This window comes from Streptomyces sp. NPDC054849, from assembly GCF_053610945.1.
In genome coordinates this window covers 2,846-26,445 of sequence record NZ_JBSGZI010000110.1, presented here as the reverse complement: position 1 = coordinate 26,445, position 23,600 = coordinate 2,846, and the positions used below count along the sequence as shown (strand labels likewise).

Below are 23,600 nucleotides of genomic sequence, written 5' to 3'. Positions count from 1 at the left end.
ATGCTGCTCATGCGGGGCCCGCTCCCTCGGCGACGGATTTCGGCGGACCGCGACGTATCCCGACGGATGACGACGGGCACGACGGGCACGACGGGGACGATGCGTGGCGACGGACGGCGACGGATCAGGCCGTCGGCACCGGGTCCGCGGCCGCCTGGCAGGTCGCGTCGACGCCCCACTTGGAGGACGGACGGGTGCCGTCCCGCAGGTAGTTGCTGACGTGGGTGTTCAGGCAGGCGTTGTTGTTCGCCGAGAGGGCGGCGCCGACGCTGTGGCCGCCCTGCTCCAGGATGAGCCGGGAGTTCGGGAACAGCAGGTGCGTCTCGAAGGCGCCGAGGAGTCCGTGCGCGGTGTCGAACTGCGGCTGGATCAGCAGCACCTCGACCGTGTTGTCGCCGACCTTCTGCGGCGTCTGGGCGGCGGCCGGCCAGAAGGCGCACGGCGCGGTGTACCAGGCGTTGCTCCAGGTCAGGAACTTGGCTCCGATGGCGTGCTGGCTGGAGTAGGCCGCGCTGTACTGGTTCCAGTCCCGCGGCCACGGGCCGTCGGTGCAGTTGACCGCGTTGGTCATCGTGTGGCGGTTCTGGTGGGGGAAGCCCGGGTCGGAGAAGTTGGCCTTCAGCGACGTCGCGTCGTTGTTCACGACGAAGTCGGAGAGGATCTTCGCGCGGCTGAGCCAGATCCAGTGGCGGTAGACGACCGGCTCGAAGACGTCGGCCCATTCGGCCGGGCCTATCTTGCCGTCGACGGGCGCCGTGCGGAGCCGGTCCTGGGCCTCGTAGTACTTCGCCTCGACCTGGGCGGCGGTCGTGCCCAGGTGGTAGACCGAGTCGTACTTGGCGACCCAGGCGAAGAAGATGTCCGCGTTCTGCTCCGACGTGAAGTTCTTGCCGAGGTGGTTCAGGAAGCCCACGCCGCCCGGGCTCGCCACGCTGTCCAGCAGCAGCCGCTGCACGCGGTTCGGGAACATCGAGGCGTAGACGGAGCCGAGGTAGGTGCCCCAGTCGGTGCCGAAGTAGGTGATCTTCTCCTGGCCGAGCGCGATCCGCATCTGGTCCAGGTCGCGCGCCGCGTCCTTGGTGGTCATGTGGTTGAGCACGTCACCGTACTTCTGGCCGCAGCTCTCCGCGTACGCGCGGGCCCGGTCGACCCATGCCTGCTCGGCGGCGGGCGAGGCCGGCACCGGGTCGGGCTGGGCCTGGCCCGGGTTGATGTACGAGGGGTCGCAGACCAGGGCCGGCTCGCTGGCCCCGACGCCGCGGGGGTCGAAGCCGATCCAGTCGTAGGCGGCGCCGACGTCGGCCGCCAAGCCTGTGGTGCCCTTCGCGTACCGGGTGGGCAGGTCACGGCCGATACCGCCGGGCCACTGCCCGCGGTTGAGCACCACGACGCCCTTGTACTGGGCATCGGCGACGGTGTGCTTGGCCCTGGTCAGGGCCAGGGATATCTTCTGGCCGGCGGGCTCCGCGTAGTTGAGCGGCACCTGTATCGAGCCGCACTCCAGACCCTTCAGCATGGGGCCGAGGTTCGGGTCGTTCTCCGGGCACGGCGACCATGCGACGCTGCCGGCGGCCGGCGTGATCGCGTTCTCCGCCGCCGACACCGGGGCGACGGACGGACCCAGCAGACCGGCCACGATCACCGAGGTGACCAATGCGAGCTTTTTCACGTGATTCCCCTTCTGGATGCAACGCGCTCGCATCCTGACAAGGGCCTCTGCAATTCCGGTCAAAGATGGCTGGAACCCCACTGGAGTGAGCAAGAACGGAGAAGCATCGCGTCTGGGAATTTCCCTACCATGCGGTAAGGCAATCCCAACCCCAGGAGTGATCATGGCTGACCCTGCCGTCCAGGGAATCAAGACCGTGCTGCATCCCGTCGCGGACCTGGCAGCAGCCAAGCAGGTGTACACAGCGCTGCTCGGCATCGAACCGCAGACCGACCAGGACTTCTACGTCGGCTTCGACGTCGCAGGTCAGCACATCGGGCTGGTGCCGGGAGCGGGCACGCAGGGCATGACCTCGCCGGTCGCCTACTGGCATGTCCGAGACATCCAGGCGAAGCTGGCCGAGGTGACCGCGGCGGGCGCCACGGTGCAGAACGCAGCCGCCGACGTGGGCGGCGGCCGTCTGGTGGCCACCGTCACCGACATCGACGGAAACGTCCTCGGACTGATGCAGGACCGCTGAAGTCGAAGCGATTCTCGAATCCCACTCGCGTCCGCCTCGAATCCCCCTTGATTCCCCGTCGAATCTCCCTCGAATCCGTCTCGAGCCCTCTTCGAGTCGTCCTCGAGGGGGATTCGAGTGCCGCGGCCCAGGCTCGCCGGATGGGGGCCGGGCAAGGGCGGTCCCCATCCGGAGAGATGGAGACACGATGAGCAAGGACCCCAGGACGGACGGGCACGCGTCCGAGCCGAACGCCGCCAACAGCCACGACCTGATCCGCGTGCACGGCGCGCGCGTGAACAACCTCAAGGACGTCAGCGTCGAGATCCCGAAGCGTCAGCTGACGGTTTTCACCGGGGTGTCCGGCTCGGGCAAGAGCTCGCTGGTGTTCGGCACGATCGCCGCGGAGTCCCAGCGGCTGATCAACGAAACCTACAGCGCCTTCGTCCAGGGCTTCATGCCGTCGCTCGCGCGTCCCGAGGTCGACGTCCTGGAGGGGCTGACGACCGCGATCATCGTCGACCAGCAGCGGCTCGGCGCCGACCCCCGCTCCACGGTCGGCACCGCCACCGACGCCAACGCGATGCTGCGCATCCTCTTCAGCCGGCTCGCCACACCGCACATCGGCCCGCCCAGCGCGTACGCCTTCAACGTCCCCAAGCGGACGGCGAGCGGGGCCATGAAGGTCGACAAGGGCAAGGGCGAGCGGATCGTCGTGAGCAAGGCCGTCTACCACGGCGGCATGTGCGCGCGCTGCGAAGGCCGCGGCACGGTCTCCGACATCGACCTCACCCAGCTGTACGACGACTCCAAGGCGATCGGCGACGGCGCGTTCACCATCCCCGGCTGGAAGCAGGACAGCTTCTGGACGACACGGGTCTACGCCGAGTCGGGCATCCTCGACCCGAAGAAGCCGATCCGCGAATTCACCAAGAAGGAGATGCAGGACTTCCTCCACGGTGAAGCGGTCAAGGTGAAGGTCGACGGCGTCAACCTCACCTATGAGGGCCTGATCCCGAAGATCCAGAAGTCGATGCTGTCCAAGGACAAGGACGCGATGCAGCCGCACATCCGGGCGTTCGTGGAGCGGGCGGTGGCCTTCACCTCCTGCCCCGAATGCGGCGGCTCCCGGCTCAGCGAGGAGGCCCGGTCGTCGAAGATCGACGGGGTCAGCATCGCCGACGCCTGCGCCATGGAGATCCGGGACCTGGCCGCCTGGGTGCGCGGGCTGGACGAGCCGTCGGTGGCGCCGCTGCTGGCCAAACTGCTGTTCACCCTGGAATCGATCGTGGAGATCGGGCTGGGCTATCTCTCGCTCGACCGCCCCGCGGGCACCCTGTCGGGCGGTGAGGGGCAGCGCATCAAGATGATCCGCCACCTCGGCTCCTCCCTCACCGACACCACCTACGTCTTCGACGAGCCCACCACCGGTCTGCACCCCCACGACATCAGCCGGATGAACGACCTGCTCCTGCGGCTGCGCGACAAGGGCAACACGGTGCTCGTCGTGGAGCACAAGCCGGAGGCGATCGCGATCGCCGACCACATCGTCGACCTGGGCCCGCGCGCGGGCGCGGGCGGTGGCCAGGTGATGTTCGAGGGCTCGCTCGAAGGGCTGCGCAGCAGCGGCACGCTCACCGGCCGCCACCTCGACGACCGGGCCACCCTCAAGGAGACGGTGCGGGCGGCCAAGGGACACCTGGGGATCCGCGGCGCCGCGACGCACAACCTGCGCAGCGTCGACGTCGACATCCCGCTCGGCGTGCTGTGCGTCGTCACGGGCGTGGCCGGCTCCGGCAAGAGCTCGCTGATCCACGGCTCGGTGGCGCGCCGGGACGGCGTGGTGGCCGTCGACCAGACTCCGATCAAGGGTTCGCGCCGCAGCAACCCGGCGACCTACACGGGCCTGCTCGACCCGATCCGGAGCGCCTTCGCCAAGGCCAACGGCGTCAAGCCCGCACTGTTCAGCGCCAACTCGGAGGGCGCCTGCCCCACCTGCAACGGCGCGGGCGTCATCTACACCGACCTCGCGATGATGGCCGGCGTCGCCACCACCTGTGAGGACTGCGAGGGCAAGCGGTTCGAGGCGTCGGTCCTGGACTACCGCCTGGGCGGGCGCGACATCAGCGAGGTCCTCGCCATGCCGGTCGACGAGGCCAAGGAGTTCTTCGGCGCCGGTGAGGCACGGGTCCCCGCCGCCCACCGGATCCTCGAACGCCTCTCCGACGTGGGCCTGGGCTACCTCGACATCGGCCGGCCCCTCACCACCCTGTCGGGCGGCGAGCGCCAGCGCCTCAAGCTGGCCACCCACATGGCCGACAAGGGCGGGGTCTACGTCCTCGACGAACCCACCACCGGTCTCCACCTCGCCGACGTGGAGAACCTGCTCGGACTGCTCGACCGGCTGGTCGACGCGGGCAAGTCGGTCATCGTCATCGAGCACCACCAGGCCGTGATGGCCCATGCCGACTGGATCATCGACATCGGCCCCGGCGCCGGCCACGAGGGCGGCCGGATCGTCTTCGAGGGCAGCCCCGCCGACCTCGTCGCCGCCCGGTCCACCCGCACCGGTGAGCACCTGGCGGCCTACGTCGGCAGCTAGAGGCCCGGTCCGGGGGCGGTCGGACGGTGCTCGGGGGGTGGTGGCGGGAGGTGCCCGCCACCGCCCCCCGGCGTTTTCAGCGGTTGAACCGGCAATCTGAAAGGTGCCCGGATTCCGTCGACTCCTTAGCGTGAATTTCACGGTATCCATCCCCCTCATCGAAAAGGGTCAGGCACATGCTTCGAGCGTGGAATTCCGATTGCGATGTGGTCACATGAGAATCCTCGTCACCGGCGGAGCCGGATTCATCGGCTCGCATTACGTACGGACCATGCTCGACGGGGGATATCCGGGGTACGAGGACGCGCACGTCACGGTTCTGGACCAGCTGACCTACGCGGGAAACCGTGACAACCTCCCCTTCACCCACCCGCGGCTCAGCTTCGTACGGGGGGACATCCTCGACCGGGACCTGCTGAGCATGGTGCTGGACGGTCAGGACGCGGTCGTGCACTTCGCGGCCGAGAGCCATGTGGACCGCTCGATCCAGAGCGGCGCCGCGTTCGTCCGCACCAACGTGGAGGGCACGCAGGCCCTGCTCGAGGCCTGCCTGGCGGCCGGCGTCGAGCGGGTGGTGCACGTCTCGACGGACGAGGTGTACGGGTCCATCGAGGAGGGGAGCTGGACCGAGGAGTCCCCCCTGCTGCCCAACTCCCCCTACGCCGCGTCCAAGGCCGCGTCCGACCTCATCGCGCTGGCCTACTTCCGCACGCACCGGCTGAACGTCTCGATCACCCGCTGCTCCAACAACTACGGCCCTTACCAGCACCCCGAGAAGTTCATTCCGCTCGCCGTCACCCATCTGCTCGAAGGACGCCCCATCCCCGTCTACGGGGACGGACAGCAGGTCCGCGAGTGGCTGCACGTGGACGACCACTGCCGGGCCGTGCACCGCGTACTCACCCGCGGCCGGGCGGGCGAGGTCTACAACATCGGCGCCGGCACGGCCGTGCCGAACCTGGCGCTGGCCTATCGGCTCGCCGAACTGTGCGGAGCGGAGCCGGACATGGTCCGGCACATCACCGACCGCAAGGGGCACGACCGGCGCTACGCCCTCGACCAGACCAAGATCGAGCAGGAGCTCGGCCACCTGCCGCTCACCCCGTTCGACCAGGGCCTGGCGCAGACCGTCGCGTGGTACCAGGACAATCCTCAGTGGTGGAAGCCCGTCAAGGAAGGCGGTGGTCGGCCGTGAGCGCTCCGACCCGACTGGTTCCCCGGTCCCGAGCCGGGATCACCGAACGGCTGGCCCTGTCCGCCGCGACGCCCGAGGGCGTCCACATCCCGACGGCCGACGTGCCGGGCTGGCTGAACTTCCACCGGCTGTTCTGCGGGACGGCGATCCGGCGGATCCCGTTCGCCGAACTCGACCACTGGTCGTTCGCACCGGACAGCGGCAATCTCGGCCACAGCAGCGGACGGTTCTTCACCGTGGAGGGCCTGCACGTCGTACGGCCTGAGGCCGAGTGGCAACAGCCGATCATCGTGCAGCCGGAGATCGGCATCCTCGGCATCCTGGCCAAGGAGTTCGACGGCGTCCTCCACTTCCTCATGCAGGCGAAGATGGAGCCCGGCAACCCCAACCTGGTCCAGCTCTCCCCCACCGTGCAGGCCACGCGCAGCAACTACACGAAGGCGCACGGCGGGGCGGAGGTGAAGTACCTGGACCACTTCGTCGACCCCGACGGGGACCGCGTGCTCACGGACGTCCTGCAGTCCGAGCACGGCGCCTGGTTCTACCGGAAGCGCAACCGCAACATGATCGTCGAGGTGGAGGGCGACGTACCCGTCCACGACGAGTTCCGCTGGCTCACCCTCGGACAGATCGTGGCGATGCTCCGCCTGGACAACGTGGTCAACATGGACGCGCGCACCGTGCTGGCGAGCGCCCCGATGGCCCCTCCGGAGCAAGGGGCGCTGTCCTCGGACTCCGACCTGCTGGCGTGGTTCACGGGGGAACGGGCCCGTCACGACATCATCACCCGCCGCATGCCCCTGCCGGAGATCGCCGGCTGGCAGCGCGACGAGCACTCCATCAGCCGGATCGACGACAAGTTCTTCCGGGTGGTGGCGGTGTCCATCGAGGGTGCGGGCCGTGAGGTCGCGGGCTGGACCCAGCCGATCATCGAACCGGTGGCGCCCGGAATCGTCGGCTTCGCCTACCGCGTCTTCGACGGCGTCCCGCACGTCCTGGTGCACGCGCTCGTCGAGGGCGGCTTCCTCGACACCGCCGAACTCGCGGCGACCGTCCAGTACGTGCCGGCCAACTACGCCCACCTGGACGCGGAGCACCGCCCTCCCTTCCTCGACCTGATGCTCAACGCGTCCCCCGACCGCATTCGCTACTCGGCGACCCACTCCGAGGAGGGCGGCCGGTTCCTCAACGCCGAAAGCCGCTACCTGATCGTCGAGACCGACGAGGCCACGACCCCCGCCGAGGCGCCCCCGGGGTTCCACTGGGTCACCCCGGGCCAGCTGAGCTGGCTCGCGGGGCACAGCCGCTACGTCAACGTGCAGGCCAGGACCCTGCTCGCCATCCTCAACACGGGAGCGGCCGACTGCACCCACCTGTCCGTCTGAGCCCCCAGAACGACAACGAGGCCCTGCCCGGTGGTTGCTCCACCGGACAGGGCCTCGCCGCATGTGCGCCGACCGTCGATCCGCGGGGCGGCCGCCGGCCTCACTCCCCCGGCAGGCGCCTGCCCGTGCCTCTGCCGTACCCGTACAGGTACCCGCTTGTCCGTACCCGGCTGTCACCGGCTCGCATCCGTCCGTCGTCCATCCCGTCCGCGTCCGTCCGTCCGTCCGTCAGCGTCCGGGAACGACAACGAGGCCCTGTCCGGTGGATCTCCACCGAACAGGGCCTGGGACGAGATGCGCTACCGGGCGGCCGAGGTGAGCCGAGAGGTCATAGGGGTCCACTTCTTGGGGTTGATGCGCCAGTCCACCGGCTCCTGCTTGGTGGCGACGTTGACGCGGTTCCACAGGTTCACCAGCCCGATGTGCAGGACCACGGCGCCGAGCTCCACCTCGTTCCAGTGCTTCGCGGCCTCGTTCCAGACCTCGTCCGACACCGGGTCCACGCGGTCGTTGATGCGCGTGGCGGCCTCGGCCAGCGCCAGCACCGAGCGCTCGGCGTCGGTGAAGCAGGTCTGCTCCCGCCAGGTCTCCACCAGGGGCAGACGGTGGTCCTCCTCCCCCGCCTCCTCGAACTCGCGCTTCTTCACGGGAATCTGAACCGGACGGCCGTTGATCTGGCTCACCCGCAGGTGGATGAGCACCAGCGTCTGCAACGGCACACCGACATTGTTGACGGCCTTGACCAGCGCGCGCATGGGGGGCAGAACATCGGGAACGACCAGCGACGGGTTAGGCATCCGCGGCGACATCTTTAATTCTCCTTCGGATTGGGATCAGTAAACAGCTTGCCCTCAGGGCTGCCTTTTCTCAACTTTGTGAATTCAGGCGGCTAACTGAATTTCGGGCTTCCGGCGGCTTGGGCGAGTGCGTGATGAAGTCGTGTGTCGGACGTGTGCCCGGCTTCCCATTGCACGCCGATCGCGAAGGGGTGATCCGTGACTTCGACGGCCTCGACCGTCCCGTCCTCCGCCCACCCGGTGGCGGTGAGGCCGGCGCCGAGCCGGTCGACGGCCTGGTGGTGGTGGCAGGCCGACTCCGGCGCGTCCTCGTCGAGGACTCCGGCGATCCGACTGCCCGGCTCCAGCTTCAGCCGGTGGTGGCCGAGTGTGAAGGACGGCGTTCCCGGACGGTGACCGTCGTGACCCGTGACGTCCGGCAGGTGCTGGTGGAGGGAGCCCCCGTGCAGCACGTTGAGCAGTTGCATGCCCCGACAGATGGCCAGAACCGGCAGCCTGGCGTCAAGTGCGGCCCTGACCAAGGTCAGTTCGACGCGGTCGGCTTCCGGGCTCATCGCACGGGTCACCGGGTGCGCGGCCTCACCGTACAGCGCCGGATCCAGATCGGGACCGCCCGGAACCAGCAGGCCGTCGAGCCGGCCGACCAGGCCTTCCACGCCGGGCAGCAGCGGAAGCAGCAGCGGCGTGCAGCCCGCCGCGGCCAGGAACGCCACGTGCGACTGGAGCGCGAGGCTGACGACCATGTCGCTGCCCTGGAGCGTGACCGGCGCGGTCCGCGCGCAGATCCCGATCACCGGCCGCCCGGTGCTCGCCGGATCGTTCACGACTGAATTCATGACCACCCTCGTGGGTTTCCGGGTTCAACTGAGGAGAATGCGCAGATGAAACAACCGCTTCCGCGGACCGTCATCGACGTCAAAATAGTCACGTGGTGAAGCGGAGGCCATCGTTCAGATCCCGGGCGGCGGGGCCTACTGAACGGAATCGCACTCCTGGTACCAATGGCAGGTGGGAAACATTTTAGCCCCCGCATATCTCTCGCAGCCCATCTAACCGAGGTGCCCATGATCGAGGCCAAGAACCTCACGAAACGCTACGGCGACAAGACCGCGGTGAACGACCTGTCGTTCACCGTCGAGCCCGGCCGGGTCACCGGCTTCCTGGGCCCCAACGGCGCAGGCAAGTCCACCACGATGCGGCTGCTGCTGGGTCTCGACCGGCCCGACGGCGGCGAGGCCACCATCAACGGCGTGGCCTACCGCGATCTCCCGCAGCCCATGCGGGTGGCCGGCGCACTGCTGGAGGCGCGCGCCGTCCACACCGGCCGCAGCGCCTACGACCACCTGCTCTGCCTCGCCCAGACCCAGGGCTTCGGCAAGCGCAGGGTCCAGGAGGTCATCGACCAGGTCGGTCTGGCGTCGGTGGCCCGCAAGCGGGCGGGCGGTTTCTCGCTCGGCATGGGGCAGCGACTCGGTATCGCCGCGGCGCTGTTGGGCGACCCCGCGGCGCTGATCCTGGACGAACCGGTCAACGGTCTCGACCCCGAGGGCATCCTCTGGATCCGGAACCTCATGAAGTCGCTCGCGGCCGAGGGCCGGGCCGTCTTCGTCTCGAGCCACCTGATGAACGAGATGGCCGTCACCGCCGACCACCTCATCGTCATCGGCCGCGGCCGGCTCGTCGCCGACTGCTCCACCCAGGAGTTCATCGAGGCCAGCACGGAGCAGTCCGTCCTGGTGAAGACCCCCGACCGGGTGCGGCTCGCCGAGCTGCTGAAGGCCGAGGGCGCCACCGTCACCGACGCCGAGGACGGCGACCTGGACGTCGTCGGGCTCGAGGCGCCCCGCATCGCCGAACTCGCAGCCGCCGGAGGCCTCGTCCTGCACGAGCTGTCGACCCGGCGCGGCTCGCTCGAGGAAGCCTTCATGGAACTGACCAAGGACGCCGTCGAGTACGACGCCGCCGTGCCCACCGCCGGAGGTGTGAAGTGACCACCCTGACCGCCGCCGCCTCCACCTCCGCCGCCTCCGCCGAGACGAACAAGCCGAGCTTCGGACGGCTGATGCTCTCGGAGTGGACCAAGATCCGTTCGGTCCGCTCCACCGTCTGGTCGCTCGCCATCCTGATCGTGGTCACCCTGATCTTCACCGCGCTGTTCATGCAGATGGGCGTCGCGAACTGGGACAAGAGCGACCCGGCCCAGCAGGCCGAGATGCGCCTCGACCCGACCGGCACCATCCTCGGCAGCGGCATCCTGCTCAGCCAGCTCGCCGTCTGCGTGCTGGGCGTGATGGTCATCGCCTCCGAGTACTCCACCGGCATGATCCGTGCCAGCCTGCTCGCGGTGCCCAAGCGGGTGCCGGTGCTGCTGGCCAAGGCCGCTGTGTTCGGGCTGCTGGTCCTGGCGGTGGGCGAACTGACCGCGTTCGGCTCGTTCTTCATCGGCGCGCCGATCCTGGGCGACAAGGCCCCGGTCGCGATCGGCGACCCGGGCGTGCTGCAGGCCGTCGCCAGCACCGGTCTCTACCTGTCCCTGGTAGGCCTGTTCGCTCTCGCCGTCGGCGCCGTCATCCGGCACACGGCGGCGAGCATCACCGGCGTCATCGGCTTCGTCCTGGTGCTCACGCCGATGGCCGCCCTGCTGCCCGGCAAGGTGGGTACGTACGTCTACGCCTACCTGCCCACGCAGGCAGGATTCATGATCACCCAACAGCAGACCCGCGCGGGCGACGTGCTGGGGCCGTGGCAGGGCATCGGGGTGCTCGCGCTCTGGACCGCCGTGCTGCTGGCCGTCGCGGCGGTGCTGCTGCGACGCAGGGACGCCTGACCTCGCAGAAGTCTCCTGACCTCCGCGCCCACCGCGGGTGTCCGCCAGACCGGCGGGCCCCGCGGTGTCGCGTTTCCAGGGAGCGTCCACCTGCCCTCGACTACAGCTACAGACCCCCCTGCGACGCTCATCGGCAGCGGCAGCAGAGAGGGAGTAAACGGAATGGCTCAGAGTAACGGTCAAGCCGTCTTGATAACGAGTTCTTTCAGCCCCGTCAGGATGGAGAGCGCCGAATCATCGACCCGCAGCGAATTCGATCCCAAGAATTTCGAGAAACTGCCGGCACGCGATGTCCCCGTCCACGCGCTCTCGGCGGGGGTGTCCCTCCGCCAGGACGGAACGGACGCCGCTCACATCCAGCTCCTCATCGACGCGGCGGGCTCGGCGGAACTGCCGCCCATCCTCGTCCAGATCGACGGCTACCGCGTCATCGACGGCCTGCACCGGCTGGAGGCCGCCCGGCTCCGGGGCGACGACACCATCAAGGCGCGCTTCGTCGACTGCTCCAACTCCGAGGCGCTCGTCATCGCCATGAAGGCGAACGGCTCGCACGGACTGCCGCTGTCGAAGCCCGACCGCGTGTCGGGGGCGCAGCGCGTCCTGGGCTCCCACCCCGACTGGTCCGACCGCGCCATCGCCGGGATCACCGGGCTGAGCGCGAAGACGATCGCCTCGCTGCGCGAACGGTCGGGGGACGGAACTCCGCTCGACGGCAAGCGCATCGGCAGGGACGGGAGGCGCCGTCCGGTGGACGCGGGCGAGGGCAGGCGGCGCGCCGCCGAGTACATCACCGCCCATCCGAACGCCCCGCTGCGCCAGGTCGCCAGGGAGACCGACGTGTCGCTCGGAACGGTGCACGACGTGAGCGCGCGGCTCCGGCGCGGCGACAGCCCCGAGCGGGACGGGCGCCAGAGCGCCGTCGCCCAGCCGCAGCCCATCCGGCCCGTGCAGTCCGTGCCGTACATGCAGCCGGTCCAGCCCGTGCAGACCGTGCAGTCCCTCCAGTCCATGCAGGGGCTGCAGCAGGACGAGGAAGGGGCGCCGGCCGCCGCGGTTCCCGGCGGCGCCGGCCGGGCGCCGCTCCGGGTGGCACCGAGCGCCGAGGCGGCTCCGGCGCCCCGCAGGAACCACACCGAGCCTCCGCCCGCGTGGGCGACGGTCGCGGCCAAGATGGCCACCGATCCGGCCATCCGCTACACCGCGGGCGGCAGGGGCTTCCTGCGCTGGATGCAGTTGCACGCCACCGACCCCGACGAGGACTGGCGAGAGCTCGTCGACGCCGTCCCCGCGCACTGGGTCGGTGTCATCGCCCCGATCGCCGAGCGGATCGGCAGGGATTGGAGCCTCCTCGCCGAGCAGCTCAGGTCCAAGCAGGAAATGGTGCAGTGATCCCCCGCGGTCACGGCCGTGACGGCACCGGTGCCGCGGACGCCACCCAGAGGTGGCCCGCGGCCCGGCGCCGTCCGGCGGGCTCCGGACCCGGGTTGACGGAGGCGCACCCCGGATGGGTCATGACGGTGGCCGGGGGGTCGAGTTCGGGCAGCGCGAGCAGGACCGGCGGGTCCGCAGGCCGGCTCGGGCGCAGCCGCACGGCCACGCTCATCACGCTGTCGTCCACGACGGTCACGGTCGTCGCGCCGTGCCCCCCGACGAGCGAGGTCCGCCGGGCACGCCGGTCGGGCCCGATGCCGTCGGCCACCGCCACCGCGAGCAGGTGCCAGCTCCCTTCGGGGATGTCCTTCAGGGAGTAGCAGGACGGACGCCCGCTCGGCACGTCCACGATGATCGAGGCGACGGACGGATGCTGGACGATGGGCGTGCGGAAGGCGCCCAGGAACACGCGCGCGTTCCCGTGGCCCTCCGGCAGGCTGATCGTCCCGGCGACCATGCCGGTTCCCGGCCACGGGCCCGGCTCCGGCCCCGGCAGGTTGCCCACCCCGTCCCGTGCCAGCCGGCGGTACCGGCTGGGAGACACCCCGACGCTGGCCGTGAAGGAGTTGGTGAAGGAACCCAAGCTGTTGTACCCGACCGCGTAGGAGATCTCGGTGATGCTCATCGAGGTCGTCTCGATCAACCGCTTGGCGTGGTAAATGCGGATGGCGGCCAGGAATCTGCCGGGCGTGAGCCCGGTCTCCTCTTTGAATAGCCGTGCGAAATAGAAGCGGCTGAGCAGGGCACTTTCGGCGATCTCCGTGAGGGTCAGCGGCTCGCCGTACCGCCCCCGAATACACTCGATCGCCCTTTCTACTGCAGTATCCATACGCACCTCACTACGTGTCGACCCACGCAGCAGTGTGACGCGCAGAAATCGTGCACAACTCGAGTAACGCTCGCGCCCTGTGCGTTCAACCCAGCACCTGCGGACCGTTCACGGGAAATACGATTCGAGCGTGCCACGACGCCGGACATCGAGCGTCGCGCAGTGGAATGAGCCGGCGAACGGCGCATAGTGAAGCAGGTCACACGGGATCGGCTCGAAACCCCATTGTTCGAGCGCGCGCAGCATGGTGGTGTGATGCCGCTCCGCGATGACCCTTTTCTCGTCGAGCATGAGAACGTTCAGACTGAGCCACTTGCCGCACATCGACGTTATTTTGAGCAGGCGGTCGTCGATCGGGTCGGGCTCGGGAGCGACGAGGACGTCCCATGTCCTCAGGACGTCGGGCAGGTGGTCGACATCGATGTACTCGGGGTTGACCAGCACCTTCCCGGGCGCGAGCAGCAGGAACGTGGTGTCGATGTGCATGGGCGTGCGGCAGCGGCTCTCGATCTCGTGAATGCGGTAACCGGATCCGAGATGGCGGCGCAGCCAGTCGATGCCCATGCGATTGGTGACATTGCTCCGGGTGACGAAAAGATCCCGCCCCGCGCGCACGAAATCGGCCGCGTCGAAGACCGGCTCGAACTCGGTGAGAATGTAGCGCATGGGCTCGCCGGCTTGGGGGATACGGAAATCCGGATCGAACAGAGCGTCGGTGAGTTCCGGCTTGGGTGCCGCCGTCCAGCGCGCGCCGCGCCGGAAATAGTCCTTGAGGATCTCACGATAGGAGTGGGTCTCGAAATAGCGGCACGGCCATGCCATCGGCGTCTCGATGATCTCGTCGCCGATGACGAGCATGCTGTCGCGCGGGCAGGTGTTGCCGAATCCCCGCGACGACCATGCGGGGGTGGCGAAACGCTGCCTGTGGTCGACCGCGTCCGGCTGCCTGACCGTCACGCCGAAGGACTTCAGGAGGGCGATGAACTCGTCGAGTTCGCGCTGCGCGGGCTCGATCAGCCGACGCGGATATCTGAATCCTGCGGATAGTCCCTGCAACCGCGCCGCCCACGGCGGGATGTTGCAGGAGACGACGGGATGGCTGCCCGGGATCGTCACGCCGTCGAGGCGCCCGACGACGACCTCCTCCAGCGGGTCCCATTCGTTGTGTGAACCGACCGGCGAGCCGGAAGGCTCCGCGGCGCCCTCCTGCAGCGCCGACGGCTCCGGCATCGTGCGCAGTCCGCCGCGTCCGCCGCTCACCAGCTCTTCGTCACGGAGATCTTCACTCACGGCATCCCAGCCTTCCTCGGACGGATGGAACGGTGATGGACCTTCCCCCGCCTATGGGCCTTCCCCCCGCCTCCCCCCTCCCCCGGGCGGCTTTCCGCTCAGCCCGTCGGCAAACCCCGTCTCCGAACACCGCCGGACGGCCTGCCCGCAGACCGACGGCCCGGTCCGCGCCACGGACCGGGTGCGGGGCCGCGCGCAGCGCTACCGCGGGGGAGACGGCGGCGGCTCGGGCAGCGGCTCAGGTCCGGGGACGGGCCTGGGGACCGGCCTCGGTGTGTGCGGGTCGCCGGGGAAGGGATGGGTGGGGGGCACCGGGCCCGATCCCGACGGGAGCGGCCGGGCCGGCAGCCCGGCCCTCGTGCGCTCGTCCCTGTTCGTGTGCATACGTGCGTACATCATGGCGCATCACGCCGATCGCAGCTGAATGCTTTCCTCACCTTGCCCCTGCCCGCTCCCCTCCGGGGCGAATCGCGGTTCGTCCCGCGTCCCCCGGGTGCCCGTCCACGCTCCGCCGCCCGGGTGGCCGTCCGCCGTGTCGTGAGGTGCCGGACGCGCCCCGGTACGAGGATGTGCCCGACGTTTCCCGACTCGGCAGGAGCCATCCCGTGCTCGAACGAAAGCGCCTCAAGGGCGGCAGGGACCACACGGAGATCACTTTCCTCCTGCCCGCGGACATCCCGCCCGGGCCGGTCAGCGTCGTGGGCGACTTCAACGACTGGCAGCCCGGCGCACACGAGCTGCGGCCGCGCAAGGACGGCACCCGTGCGGTCACCGTCGCCCTGCCCAGCGGGAACACGCACGCCTTCCGCTACCTGGCCGCGGGCGACTACTGGTTCAACGACGAGGGCGCCGACGCGATCGAAGGCCCCAACAGCCTCCTCCGTACCTGACGGACCGCGCCCGTTCAGTTACGCCTCGTCTCCCGGGAGCGCCCACGAGTACCGTGGAAAGGGCTCCCGGGGGCGCACAGCGGATGGGGTTGACCGTCGTGTCGACATCAAGTCACGAAACATTCGGCGCACCCTGCTGGGCCAGTCTGATGGCCCGCGACCCCGCCGCGGCGCAGGCGTTCTACGGTGCGGTCCTCGGCTGGCAATTCGGGCCCGCCCGGCTCGGGGACGGGTTCACCGTCGGCTTCAGCGACGGGGTCCCGGTGGCCGGCTTCGGCGCCCTGCCGCCGACGTTCACGATCCCGGTCGCCTGGACCCCGTACTTCGCCGTGGACGACGCCGGCGTCACGGCGGCGCGCATCCTCGAACGCAGCGGAACCGTCGCCGTCGGCCCCCTGCCCTTCGGCACCGGACGGGCGGCACTCGCCGCCGACGTGGACGGGGCCGTCTTCGGGATCTGGCAGGGCGAGGCCATCCCCGACTGGGGTATGGGCGGCGAAGCCGCTCCGGCGTGGCTCGAACTGCGCACCCGGAACGCCTTCGAGGCCGCGATCTTCTACGGCGAGGTCCTGGAGTGGGCGTGTGAGCACGTCGGCTGCTGCGAGGTCGCCTACGTGGAGGAGAACGACCACATCCAGCTCCGCCACGGGGGCCGGACCGTGGCCCGCCTGCGCGGTGGCGCACTCTCCGAGGCCCCCGACCCGCACGTCCGCCCCCGCTGGCACGTCCACTTCCGCGTCCCCGACCTCGAGACCGCGGTGAAGACGGCCATCGGCCTCGGCGGCGGCACCCTCTCCGCCACGGGCCCGGATCCACTCCCCCGGGGGATCACCCTGCGGGACCCCGACGGCGCACTGTTCGGCATCGTCGGCCCCGCCGGGCCCGACCCGCTCTGACCGGCCGCCACCCCGGTGGCGTCGTGGCGCACGGAGCCGGTCACCCCACGGCGCAAGCCGGACCGAGCGGTGTCGGGCCTTGCTCCAGACGCGCTGAAACGCCGGATCCTGCGGCGCGCCGCCGATCGGCCGCGCGGCTCAGGCGGTAGGGCAAGGGGTGCAGGCGCGACGCTCTCTGGAGGACGGATGACGTCAGTGGACCGTTCACCCGAAGAGGCACCACGCGAGGAGGCGCCAGGAGGGGAGGCACGACCCGAAGACCGGGCCGGGCCGACCACCGAACGGCGGGCCGGCCAGGGCTCCGCCGTCCTGAAGTGGCTGTCGACCACCGACCACAAGGTCATCGGCAACCTCTACCTGGTGACGGCCTTCGGCTTCTTCCTCTTCGCCGGTGTGCTGGCGATGGTCATGCGGGCCGAACTCGCCCGCCCCGAGCTGCAGATCGTTTCGAACCAGCAGTACAACGAGCTGTTCACCATCCATGCCACGATCATGATGCTGCTGTTCGCGACCCCGACCTTCACCGGTTTCGCCAACGCGATCATGCCCTTGCAGATCGGTGCACCCGACGTCGCCTTTCCCCGGCTGAACGCCTTCACCTACTGGGTGTACCTGTTCGGGGGCCTGATGGTCGTCTCGGGATTCCTGACCGCGCACGGGGCGGCGTCCTTCGGGTGGTTCGCCTACGCGCCGCTGAACGGCGCCGTGTTCAGCCCGGGTACGGGGCCCGACCTGTGGGCCATGGGCCTGGCCGTCTCGGGGCTGAGCACCATCCTGGGCTCGGTCAACTTCATCACCACCATCATCTGCCTGCGCGCGCCGGGCATGACCTTGTTCCGTATGCCGATCTTCACCTGGAACGTCCTCTTCACGTCCGTTCTGGCGCTGCTGGCCTTTCCCGTCCTCACGGCCGCGCTTCTGGTCCTGGAGGCCGACAGGAAGTTCGGTGCGCACGTCTTCGACCCCACCAACGGCGGCGCCCTGCTCTGGCAGCACCTGTTCTGGTTCTTCGGACACCCGGAGGTCTACATCGTGGCCCTGCCGTTCTTCGGGGTGGTCAGCGAGATCCTCCCGGTCTTCAGCCGCAAACCGATGTTCGGCTACGTGTCCCTCATCGCGGCGACGATCGCCATCACCGGCCTGTCCGCCACCGTGTGGGCCCACCACATGTTCGCGACGGGCGCCGTCCTGCTGCCCTTCTTCGCCCTGCTGTCCTTCCTGATCGCCGTGCCGACCGGGGTGAAGTTCTTCAACTGGATCGGAACGATGTGGAAGGGGTCGCTCTCCTTCGAGACGCCGATGCTGTGGTCCATCGGCTTCCTCGTCACTTTCCTCCTGGGCGGTCTGACGGGGGTGCTGGTCGCCTCACCGCCGCTGGACTTCCATCTGACGGACAGCTATTTCGTCGTCGCGCACCTGCACTACGTCCTCTTCGGCACCATCGTCTTCGCCACCTTCGCCGGTTTCTACTTCTGGTGGCCGAAGCTCACGGGCAGGATGCTGGACGAGCGGCTCGGCCGCATCCACTTCTGGACGCTGTTCGTCGGCTTCCAGACCACCTTCCTGGTCCAGCACTGGCTGGGCGAGGCGGGCATGCCGCGCCGGTACGCGAACTACCTCGCGAGCGACGGCTTCACGCTGCTGAACACCGTCTCCACGATCGGCTCCTTCCTGCTGGGCCTGTCCACGCTGCCCTTCCTCTACAACGTCTGGAAGACCCGCCGCCACGGCGCACGGGTCACCGTCGACGATCCGTGGGGATGGGGCCGCTCCCTGGAGTGGGCGACGAGCTGTCCGCCGCCCCGGCACAACTTCCACACGCTGCCCCGGATCCGCTCGGAGTCCCCGGCCTTCGACCTGCACCACCCGGAGGTGCCCCGTGAAAGGTGAGGCCTGGCTCTTCACCGGCACGGCCCTGTTCTTCGCAGCGGTCACCCTCGTCTACGGCTGGCTCGCCCGGGAGCCGGCGGGCATCGCCGCGCTCTTCGTCTCCTTCGTCATGGCGAGCCTGGTCGCCGCCTACCTCTGGCGCCAGTACCGGCGGGACGGAGTGCGGCCCGAGGACCGTGCGGCGGCGGAGATCCTGGAGGCCGCCGGCCGGCGGGCCTTCTTCCCCGCCCGCAGCTACTTTCCCGTCCTGGCCGCCGCGGGCACTGCGCTGATCGGCCTCGGCGTGGTCCAGGGCCTGTGGCTGTGCCTGATCGGCTTCGGCGTACTGCTGCCGGGCGTCCTGGGGTTCGCCTTCCAGAACCTCGGCCACGAGGACTAGGGCGTGGGGCTCACCTTTCCTCCGGAGGCCGTCTCTCGTCCGGGCCCGCGGTGGTTTCGGCGATCTTCCGGCGTTGTTCGGCGGTCGTGGGGTAGGGGATCCGGTCCCCGTAGTACCAGCGGCTGACGGCCCACCGCATCCTGGCGAGCAGCGGCCGCAGGCGCCCGCGCCCGGCACCGTCCACGGCGGCCGCTGCGTCCGCGCGTGCGGCGGGCGCCAGCGGCCGGGGCCGCTCCCGCGCCAGGACGGCGTACCGCTCGCCGGGCGCGAGGGCCCGGTGCTCCGGCCGGAAGCCGCCGTCGGCGCCTTGGCGCACCAGACCGGACGCCTCCCCTTCGGTCAGCAGGCGGCGCTCGCCCGCCTGGAGCGCCAGGCACAGCCGCCTGGTGAGCCAGAAGACGCCCAGCGGTACCGCGAAGAACCCGATGCGCAGGGTCCAGGTCAGCGCCTGCTGGGACAGGTCGAAGACGAAGGCGAGGATGTCCTGTGCCCCGGCGAGGAGCAGCACGGCGTAGCAGGAGACGGCCGCCGTGGCCAGCGCGGTGCGGACGGGTCGGTCCCGGGGGCGGTCGCACAGGTGGCGCTCCCCCGTCGCGCCGGTGATCCAGCGTTCGAAGAAGGGGTAGGCGTACAGGGCCGCGAAGAGCACGCCGGGCAGGAGTACGGCGGTCACCAGGGGGTTCCACATGATCGTGTGCCCCCACAGGCGTGTCTCCACGCCGGGCATCAGGCGCAGGGCCCCTTCGAGGAACCCGATGTACCAGTCGGGCTGGGCGCCGGTGGAGACCACGTCGGCGCGGTAGGGGCCGTAGTTCCAGATGGGATTGATCTGCGCGACCGCCGCGAGGACGGCGAGCAGCCCGAAGACCGTGAAGAACAGCCCGGCGGACTTGGCCACGTACTGCGGGAGGAACGGCAGGCCGACGACGTTGCGGCCGGTCCGGCCCGGTCCCGGCCATTGAGTGTGCTTCAAGGCGAACACGAGCAGGATGTGCACGGTGATCAGGCCCAGCAGCAGGCCGGGGACCAGCAGGATGTGCAGGGGATAGAGCCGGGACACGATGTCGTCCCCGGGATACTCGCCGCCGAAGGCCAGGAAGCTCAGGTACGTGCCGGCGACCGGAACCGACAGCATGATTCCCTGGGCGATCCGCAGCCCGGTGCCGGACAGCAGGTCGTCGGGGAGCGAGTACCCGGCGAAGCCCTCCAGCAAGGACAGCAGGAACAGCGTCACGCCCACCAGCCAGTTGAGTTCACGGGGGCGGCGGAAGGCGCCGGTGAGGAACACCCGCAGGAGGTGGGCCCCGATGGCCGCCAGGAAGAGCAGCGCCGCCCAGTGGTGGATCTGACGGATGAGCAGACCGCCGCGCACGTCGAAGCTGATCTCCAGGGTGGAGCGGTAGGCCTGCGACATGAGCACGCCGCGCAGCGGCGCGTAGGAGCCCTGGTACGCCGTCTCCTGCATCGACGGGTCGAAGAAGAGGGCGAGGTACACGCCGGTCAGCAGCAGCACGACGAAGCTGTAGAGCGCCAGTTCGCCCAGGAGGAACGACCAGTGGTCGGGGAAGATCTTGCGCACCACCGCCCGGGCCGTCTCCGCCAGCGGAAGCCGCGCGTCCAGCGCCTCGGCCCCCCGGACCACCGCACGCCGCGCCCCGTTCTTCGGCCGCGCTTCCCGCTTCGGACCCGGCACGGGCATGCACCTCCTGTCCGGACCCTCGCTGCTGGGTCGAGCAAGCCGCCCGGATCTTACGCAAAGCTACCCAAACTAACTCTTCGCGATCAATTCAGACACGGGGCCGGCCGACTTGCGGAAGGGCCGTGCATGGGGTTGCGTCGAAGTAGGTGCGTGGTTCCCGTCTCCCCTGATTTGGGGGTGAACCCCTGTGCTGTTCACCCATCGCGCGGACGCCGGAGAGCGCCTCGCCGAAGCACTCCGCCACCTGCAGGGGGAGGATCCCGTCGTCCTGGGCCTGCCCCGGGGCGGTGTTCCCGTGGCCTTCCCGGTGGCACGGGCGCTCGGCGCCCCGCTGGATGTCATCGTGGTGCGCAAACTCGGTGTCCCCTACCACCGTGAGCTGGGGTTCGGCGCCATCGGTGAGGGCGGCGTACGGGTCATCAGCGACAACATCGTCCGCAGCAGCCGGGTCTCGCAGGCGGACCTCGCGGCGGTCGAGCACACCGAGGAGGCCGAGCTCGCCCGGCAGGCCCGGCGCTTCCGCGGCGACCGGCCGCGGGTCAACCTCGAAGGCAGGACCGTGATCCTGGTGGACGACGGGATCGCGACCGGGGCCACGGCGGCGGCCGCCTGCGAAGTCGTACGGGCGCAGGGCGCGGCGCGCGTGGTGCTGGCCGTTCCGGTGGCGCCGCCGGACGCGGTCGCCTGGCTGCGCACCGAGGCCGACGAGGTGGTGTGCCTCTCCACTCCGCCGGCCTTCCGCGCCGTCGGCGAGTGGTACCAGGACTTCTCCCAGACCCCCGACGAGGAGGTCGTATCCCTGCTGGCACGGGCGGCCGCCGGACCCGCGCCCGGCCCCGGAGCCGCAGCCTCCGCCCGCTCCGCCCCGGTCGAGGTGGACGCCGGCGGCCTCGTACTGGCCGGGGATCTCACCCTGCCCGAGGGCGCCGGGGCGGTCGTCATGTTCGCGCACGGCTCGGGCAGCAGCCGCCGCAGCCCGCGCAACCGCGCGGTGGCCTCGGACCTGAACCGGGCGGGCCTCGGCACCCTGCTCTTCGACCTGCTCACCCCCGCCGAGGAGGCCGACCGGGCCAACGTCTTCGACATCGGGCCCCTGGCCGACAGGCTCACGGACGCCACCCGCTGGCTGCGCACCCGGGTGCCCCTCCCGATCGGCTACTTCGGGGCCAGCACCGGAGCCGCGGCGGCGCTGTGGGCCGCCGCGGACGGCGACGCGGACATCGGCGCCGTGGTCTCCCGCGGCGGCCGCCCCGACCTCGCCGGCCCGCGGCTCGCCGGCGTACGGGCGCCCACGCTCCTGATCGTGGGGTCCCGGGACACGACGGTGCTCGACCTCAACCGCGAGGCCCAGCGCGAGCTGCGCTGCGAGAACCGGCTCGAGATCGTCCCGGGGGCCACCCACCTCTTCGAGGAGGCGGGAGCGCTGGACGAGGTGGCCACACTGGCCCGGGACTGGTTCGCCCGCCACCTGACGCGGTAGGAGCGGGCGGCGCGCGGTCGCCGCGGTGACTCCTAGGAGATCCCGAGGAGCCTGACGGCCTGGTAGTAGGTCCACGCGGTGCCGTCGCACGAGCCCCTGCGGGTGCCCGAGTACTGCGCGCAGACCCTCTTCAGGTCCGCATGGAACGCCTCGTCCAGCCGGGCCTTGGCGGCCGGGAACAGCCCTGACGCCCGGTGGTTGCGGTAGCCGAAGTCGTGGCGGGCGCAGGCCGCCGCGAAGGGGAAGCCGAAGGGGTTGTCCGGGGAGGAGGTGCACTGGTCGGTGGACCAGTCGAAGCCGTACGCGGTCCACGCGTCCAGGTGCTCGCGCGCATCGGCCCACGCCCGGAAACTGGCGGCGCTGGTCTGCGTGAAGCGGCTCAGCACCTGCGGCCTGTCGGCCGGGACCTCCGGTGCGGCCCAGGCCGCGGGCGCGAGGGCGAGCAATGCGGTGGCGGTGGCGAGAGCGGGGGCGAGGCGGCGACGGCGCATGGGGTCCTCGGGTGCCGGGCGGGCGGGTCACCCCGGCCAACTGCGCGGGGCTCCGCACGGTTACTGCCGCACGGTTACTGCCGCACGGTGGCTGGCGGGCGGTGACTGCGTGCGGTGACTGCGCGTTGCCGGACGCGAACCGGTGACCCTCCCAGGTATGAGGCCGTGTGAGACCTCCGGCCCAGATCCGGTTCGTCCTGAGGAGGGACGCGCGGGAGGGGCCTCCCGGCCGAGACTGGAGGGCATGAACCGCCGCCCGCTCGTCATCGCCGCCGCAACCGTGGGAGTGCTCGCCACGGCCGCCTTCGCGCTGCCCAACCTGCCGCCCAACCCCGTGACCGAAACGATCGACAGCCAGGTGTTCAAGGAGAAGGGCAGACGTTTCGCGAGCGCCGCGGATGCGCCCACGCGGGAGGGGGCGGCGTTCGCCCTGCCGGCCTGGATACCCAGGGACGCCACCGACGTCCGCATACGGGTGCGCACCACCGGTGAGGCCCGGCTGATCCGGTTCACCCTCGGTGAGACCCCGCTGGACGGCCCTCAGTGCAGCACGGGCACGCCGAAACAGCTGGGCGCCCCGCCGCTGCACGCCAAGTGGTGGCCGCACACCCTCCGGGCCGAGGTGCGGCCCGAGTGCCGCGACTCCCACCAGTACCAGGTCGCGGTGCGCGGCAAGCGGGTCTACGCCTGGACCGACGGCACCCCTTCCCCGGGCGCCGTCCCCCGGGAGGGCGCCCCGGCACCCCGGCAACACGGCTGACGAGACGCGGGGCTGCGCGCCGGCAGGGGTTTGCGGGCGTCCGCCACGCCGGGCCGGTATTCGGCTCACCATCCGTCAGGTGCGCATTATCGTGGCCGCCATGGACATCCGCCGGGCCCTCACCCCCGCCGAGCTCGCAGCCGCCGAGTCCCTCTTCGACGGGCCCGCCCGCAGCGAGTGGTCCGAGCGCTTCCTCGCCGCCCCGGGGCACGTGCTGCTCATCGCCTACGTCGACGGCGTGCCCGCCGGGATGGTCTCCGGCATCGAGATGATCCACCCCGACAAGGGCACCGAGATGTGCCTGTACGAGCTGTCCGTCGACGAGGGGTACCGCCGCCGCGGGATCGGCCGCGCCCTGACCCGGGCCCTCGCCGACGAGGCCAAGGCTCGCGGGTGTTACGGCATGTGGGTGGGCGTCGACACCGACAACGAAGCCGCTCTCGCCACCTACGACTCCGCCGGTGCCCGCGACGAGGGCGTCTTCACGATGCGCGGCTGGCCCCTCGCTCCGTAGCCCGCGCGGCGGCGTGTCGTGCGCCCACTCGGCGCACCCTCCGCGCGCCCGCGCCACCGCTCGCCGAGCATCGGCCG

The 23,600-nt window shown here is 70.2% G+C and carries 21 protein-coding genes; 14 read left to right on the top strand and 7 right to left on the bottom strand.

Translation table 11 applies throughout. The features are described 5' to 3' along the window. Positions 1-124 precede the first annotated feature (124 nt). The gene (locus ACWGIF_RS32425) at positions 125-1,669 is read right to left on the bottom strand and encodes an alpha/beta fold hydrolase (RefSeq protein ID WP_453502850.1); all 1,545 of its coding nucleotides are present in this window, start codon (positions 1,667-1,669) and stop codon (positions 125-127) included. Positions 1,670-1,832: 163 nt separating this feature from the next. Here ACWGIF_RS32425 and ACWGIF_RS32420 point away from each other — a divergent pair, with 163 nt between their 5' ends. The 4 genes from ACWGIF_RS32420 to ACWGIF_RS32405 all read left to right on the top strand — a co-directional run bounded on the left by ACWGIF_RS32420 (position 1,833) and on the right by ACWGIF_RS32405 (position 7,350). Then, a complete protein-coding gene (locus tag ACWGIF_RS32420) occupies positions 1,833-2,189 on the top strand; it encodes a VOC family protein (RefSeq protein WP_453502848.1) in 357 nt (118 codons plus the stop codon). A gap of 187 nt (positions 2,190-2,376) precedes the next feature. Next, positions 2,377-4,770 carry an ATP-binding cassette domain-containing protein gene (locus ACWGIF_RS32415; RefSeq protein ID WP_453502846.1) on the top strand — a complete coding sequence of 798 codons (2,394 nt, stop codon included), beginning with the start codon at positions 2,377-2,379 and terminating at the stop codon, positions 4,768-4,770. A 214-nt stretch (positions 4,771-4,984) separates the two neighbouring features. After that, positions 4,985-5,965 carry a dTDP-glucose 4,6-dehydratase gene (gene rfbB, locus ACWGIF_RS32410; protein WP_453502844.1) on the top strand — a complete coding sequence of 327 codons (981 nt, stop codon included), beginning with the start codon at positions 4,985-4,987 and terminating at the stop codon, positions 5,963-5,965. Continuing rightward, on the top strand, positions 5,962-7,350 hold the full coding sequence (locus ACWGIF_RS32405) for an NDP-hexose 2,3-dehydratase family protein (RefSeq protein ID WP_453502842.1): 1,389 nt from the start codon (positions 5,962-5,964) through the stop codon (positions 7,348-7,350). Before rfbB ends, ACWGIF_RS32405 begins: the two co-directional genes overlap by 4 nt. Before the next feature lie 299 nt (positions 7,351-7,649). Here the strand turns inward: ACWGIF_RS32405 and ACWGIF_RS32400 are convergent, their stop codons facing one another. Then, complete coding sequence (locus ACWGIF_RS32400; RefSeq protein ID WP_453502841.1) at positions 7,650-8,105, bottom strand: carboxymuconolactone decarboxylase family protein; 456 nt, start codon at positions 8,103-8,105, stop codon at positions 7,650-7,652. 134 nt (positions 8,106-8,239) lie between these two features. Continuing rightward, positions 8,240-8,983, bottom strand: coding sequence for a gamma-glutamyl-gamma-aminobutyrate hydrolase family protein (locus ACWGIF_RS32395; RefSeq protein ID WP_453502839.1), 744 nt, complete (start codon positions 8,981-8,983; stop codon positions 8,240-8,242). A gap of 228 nt (positions 8,984-9,211) precedes the next feature. Here ACWGIF_RS32395 and ACWGIF_RS32390 point away from each other — a divergent pair, with 228 nt between their 5' ends. The 3 genes from ACWGIF_RS32390 to ACWGIF_RS32380 all read left to right on the top strand — a co-directional run bounded on the left by ACWGIF_RS32390 (position 9,212) and on the right by ACWGIF_RS32380 (position 12,363). Next, positions 9,212-10,138 (top strand): ABC transporter ATP-binding protein, encoded by a 927-nt coding sequence (locus ACWGIF_RS32390; protein ID WP_453502838.1) that lies wholly within the window; start codon positions 9,212-9,214, stop codon positions 10,136-10,138. Beyond that, positions 10,135-10,974 (top strand): ABC transporter permease subunit, encoded by an 840-nt coding sequence (locus ACWGIF_RS32385; protein WP_453502836.1) that lies wholly within the window; start codon positions 10,135-10,137, stop codon positions 10,972-10,974. Before ACWGIF_RS32390 ends, ACWGIF_RS32385 begins: the two co-directional genes overlap by 4 nt. A 219-nt stretch (positions 10,975-11,193) precedes the next feature. After that, positions 11,194-12,363, top strand: a complete 1,170-nt coding sequence (locus ACWGIF_RS32380) for a ParB/RepB/Spo0J family partition protein (protein ID WP_453502834.1) — start codon at positions 11,194-11,196, stop codon at positions 12,361-12,363. A gap of 10 nt (positions 12,364-12,373) precedes the next feature. On the opposite strand, the gene ACWGIF_RS32375 is transcribed toward ACWGIF_RS32380, so the two are convergent. Further along, complete coding sequence (locus tag ACWGIF_RS32375) at positions 12,374-13,234, bottom strand: helix-turn-helix domain-containing protein (RefSeq protein ID WP_453502832.1); 861 nt, start codon at positions 13,232-13,234, stop codon at positions 12,374-12,376. A gap of 108 nt (positions 13,235-13,342) precedes the next feature. Then, positions 13,343-14,464, bottom strand: coding sequence for an amidinotransferase (locus tag ACWGIF_RS32370; RefSeq protein ID WP_453502853.1), 1,122 nt, complete (start codon positions 14,462-14,464; stop codon positions 13,343-13,345). 665 nt (positions 14,465-15,129) lie between these two features. Here ACWGIF_RS32370 and ACWGIF_RS32365 point away from each other — a divergent pair. The 4 genes from ACWGIF_RS32365 to ctaF all read left to right on the top strand — a co-directional run bounded on the left by ACWGIF_RS32365 (position 15,130) and on the right by ctaF (position 18,579). Further along, positions 15,130-15,414, top strand: coding sequence for an isoamylase early set domain-containing protein (locus ACWGIF_RS32365; protein ID WP_453502830.1), 285 nt, complete (start codon positions 15,130-15,132; stop codon positions 15,412-15,414). Between the two features lie 149 nt (positions 15,415-15,563). Next, a complete protein-coding gene (locus ACWGIF_RS32360; protein WP_453502829.1) occupies positions 15,564-16,310 on the top strand; it encodes a VOC family protein in 747 nt (248 codons plus the stop codon). A gap of 186 nt (positions 16,311-16,496) precedes the next feature. Beyond that, entirely contained in the window at positions 16,497-18,200 is a 1,704-nt protein-coding gene (gene ctaD / locus ACWGIF_RS32355) for an aa3-type cytochrome oxidase subunit I (protein ID WP_453502827.1), read from the top strand. Continuing rightward, positions 18,190-18,579 (top strand): aa3-type cytochrome oxidase subunit IV, encoded by a 390-nt coding sequence (gene ctaF / locus ACWGIF_RS32350; protein ID WP_453502825.1) that lies wholly within the window; start codon positions 18,190-18,192, stop codon positions 18,577-18,579. The genes ctaD and ctaF overlap by 11 nt, the downstream gene beginning before the upstream one ends. Positions 18,580-18,589: 10 nt before the next feature. Here ctaF and qcrB read toward each other — a convergent pair whose 3' ends face one another. After that, complete coding sequence (qcrB, locus tag ACWGIF_RS32345) at positions 18,590-20,278, bottom strand: cytochrome bc1 complex cytochrome b subunit (protein ID WP_453502824.1); 1,689 nt, start codon at positions 20,276-20,278, stop codon at positions 18,590-18,592. A 187-nt stretch (positions 20,279-20,465) separates the two neighbouring features. Here qcrB and ACWGIF_RS32340 point away from each other — a divergent pair, with 187 nt between their 5' ends. Next, positions 20,466-21,758 (top strand): phosphoribosyltransferase family protein, encoded by a 1,293-nt coding sequence (locus ACWGIF_RS32340; RefSeq protein WP_453502822.1) that lies wholly within the window; start codon positions 20,466-20,468, stop codon positions 21,756-21,758. 32 nt (positions 21,759-21,790) lie between these two features. Here ACWGIF_RS32340 and ACWGIF_RS32335 read toward each other — a convergent pair whose 3' ends face one another. Then, on the bottom strand, positions 21,791-22,249 hold the full coding sequence (locus ACWGIF_RS32335) for a phospholipase (protein ID WP_453502820.1): 459 nt from the start codon (positions 22,247-22,249) through the stop codon (positions 21,791-21,793). A 244-nt stretch (positions 22,250-22,493) separates the two neighbouring features. Between ACWGIF_RS32335 and ACWGIF_RS32330 the strand changes: the two genes are divergently transcribed. Together ACWGIF_RS32330 and ACWGIF_RS32325 are read left to right on the top strand one after the other, a co-directional pair. Continuing rightward, positions 22,494-23,009: a hypothetical protein gene (locus ACWGIF_RS32330; RefSeq protein ID WP_453502818.1), complete on the top strand. Its 516-nt coding sequence runs from the start codon at positions 22,494-22,496 to the stop codon at positions 23,007-23,009. A gap of 100 nt (positions 23,010-23,109) precedes the next feature. Next, on the top strand, positions 23,110-23,523 hold the full coding sequence (locus tag ACWGIF_RS32325) for an N-acetyltransferase family protein (protein WP_453502852.1): 414 nt from the start codon (positions 23,110-23,112) through the stop codon (positions 23,521-23,523). Positions 23,524-23,600 lie beyond the last annotated feature (77 nt).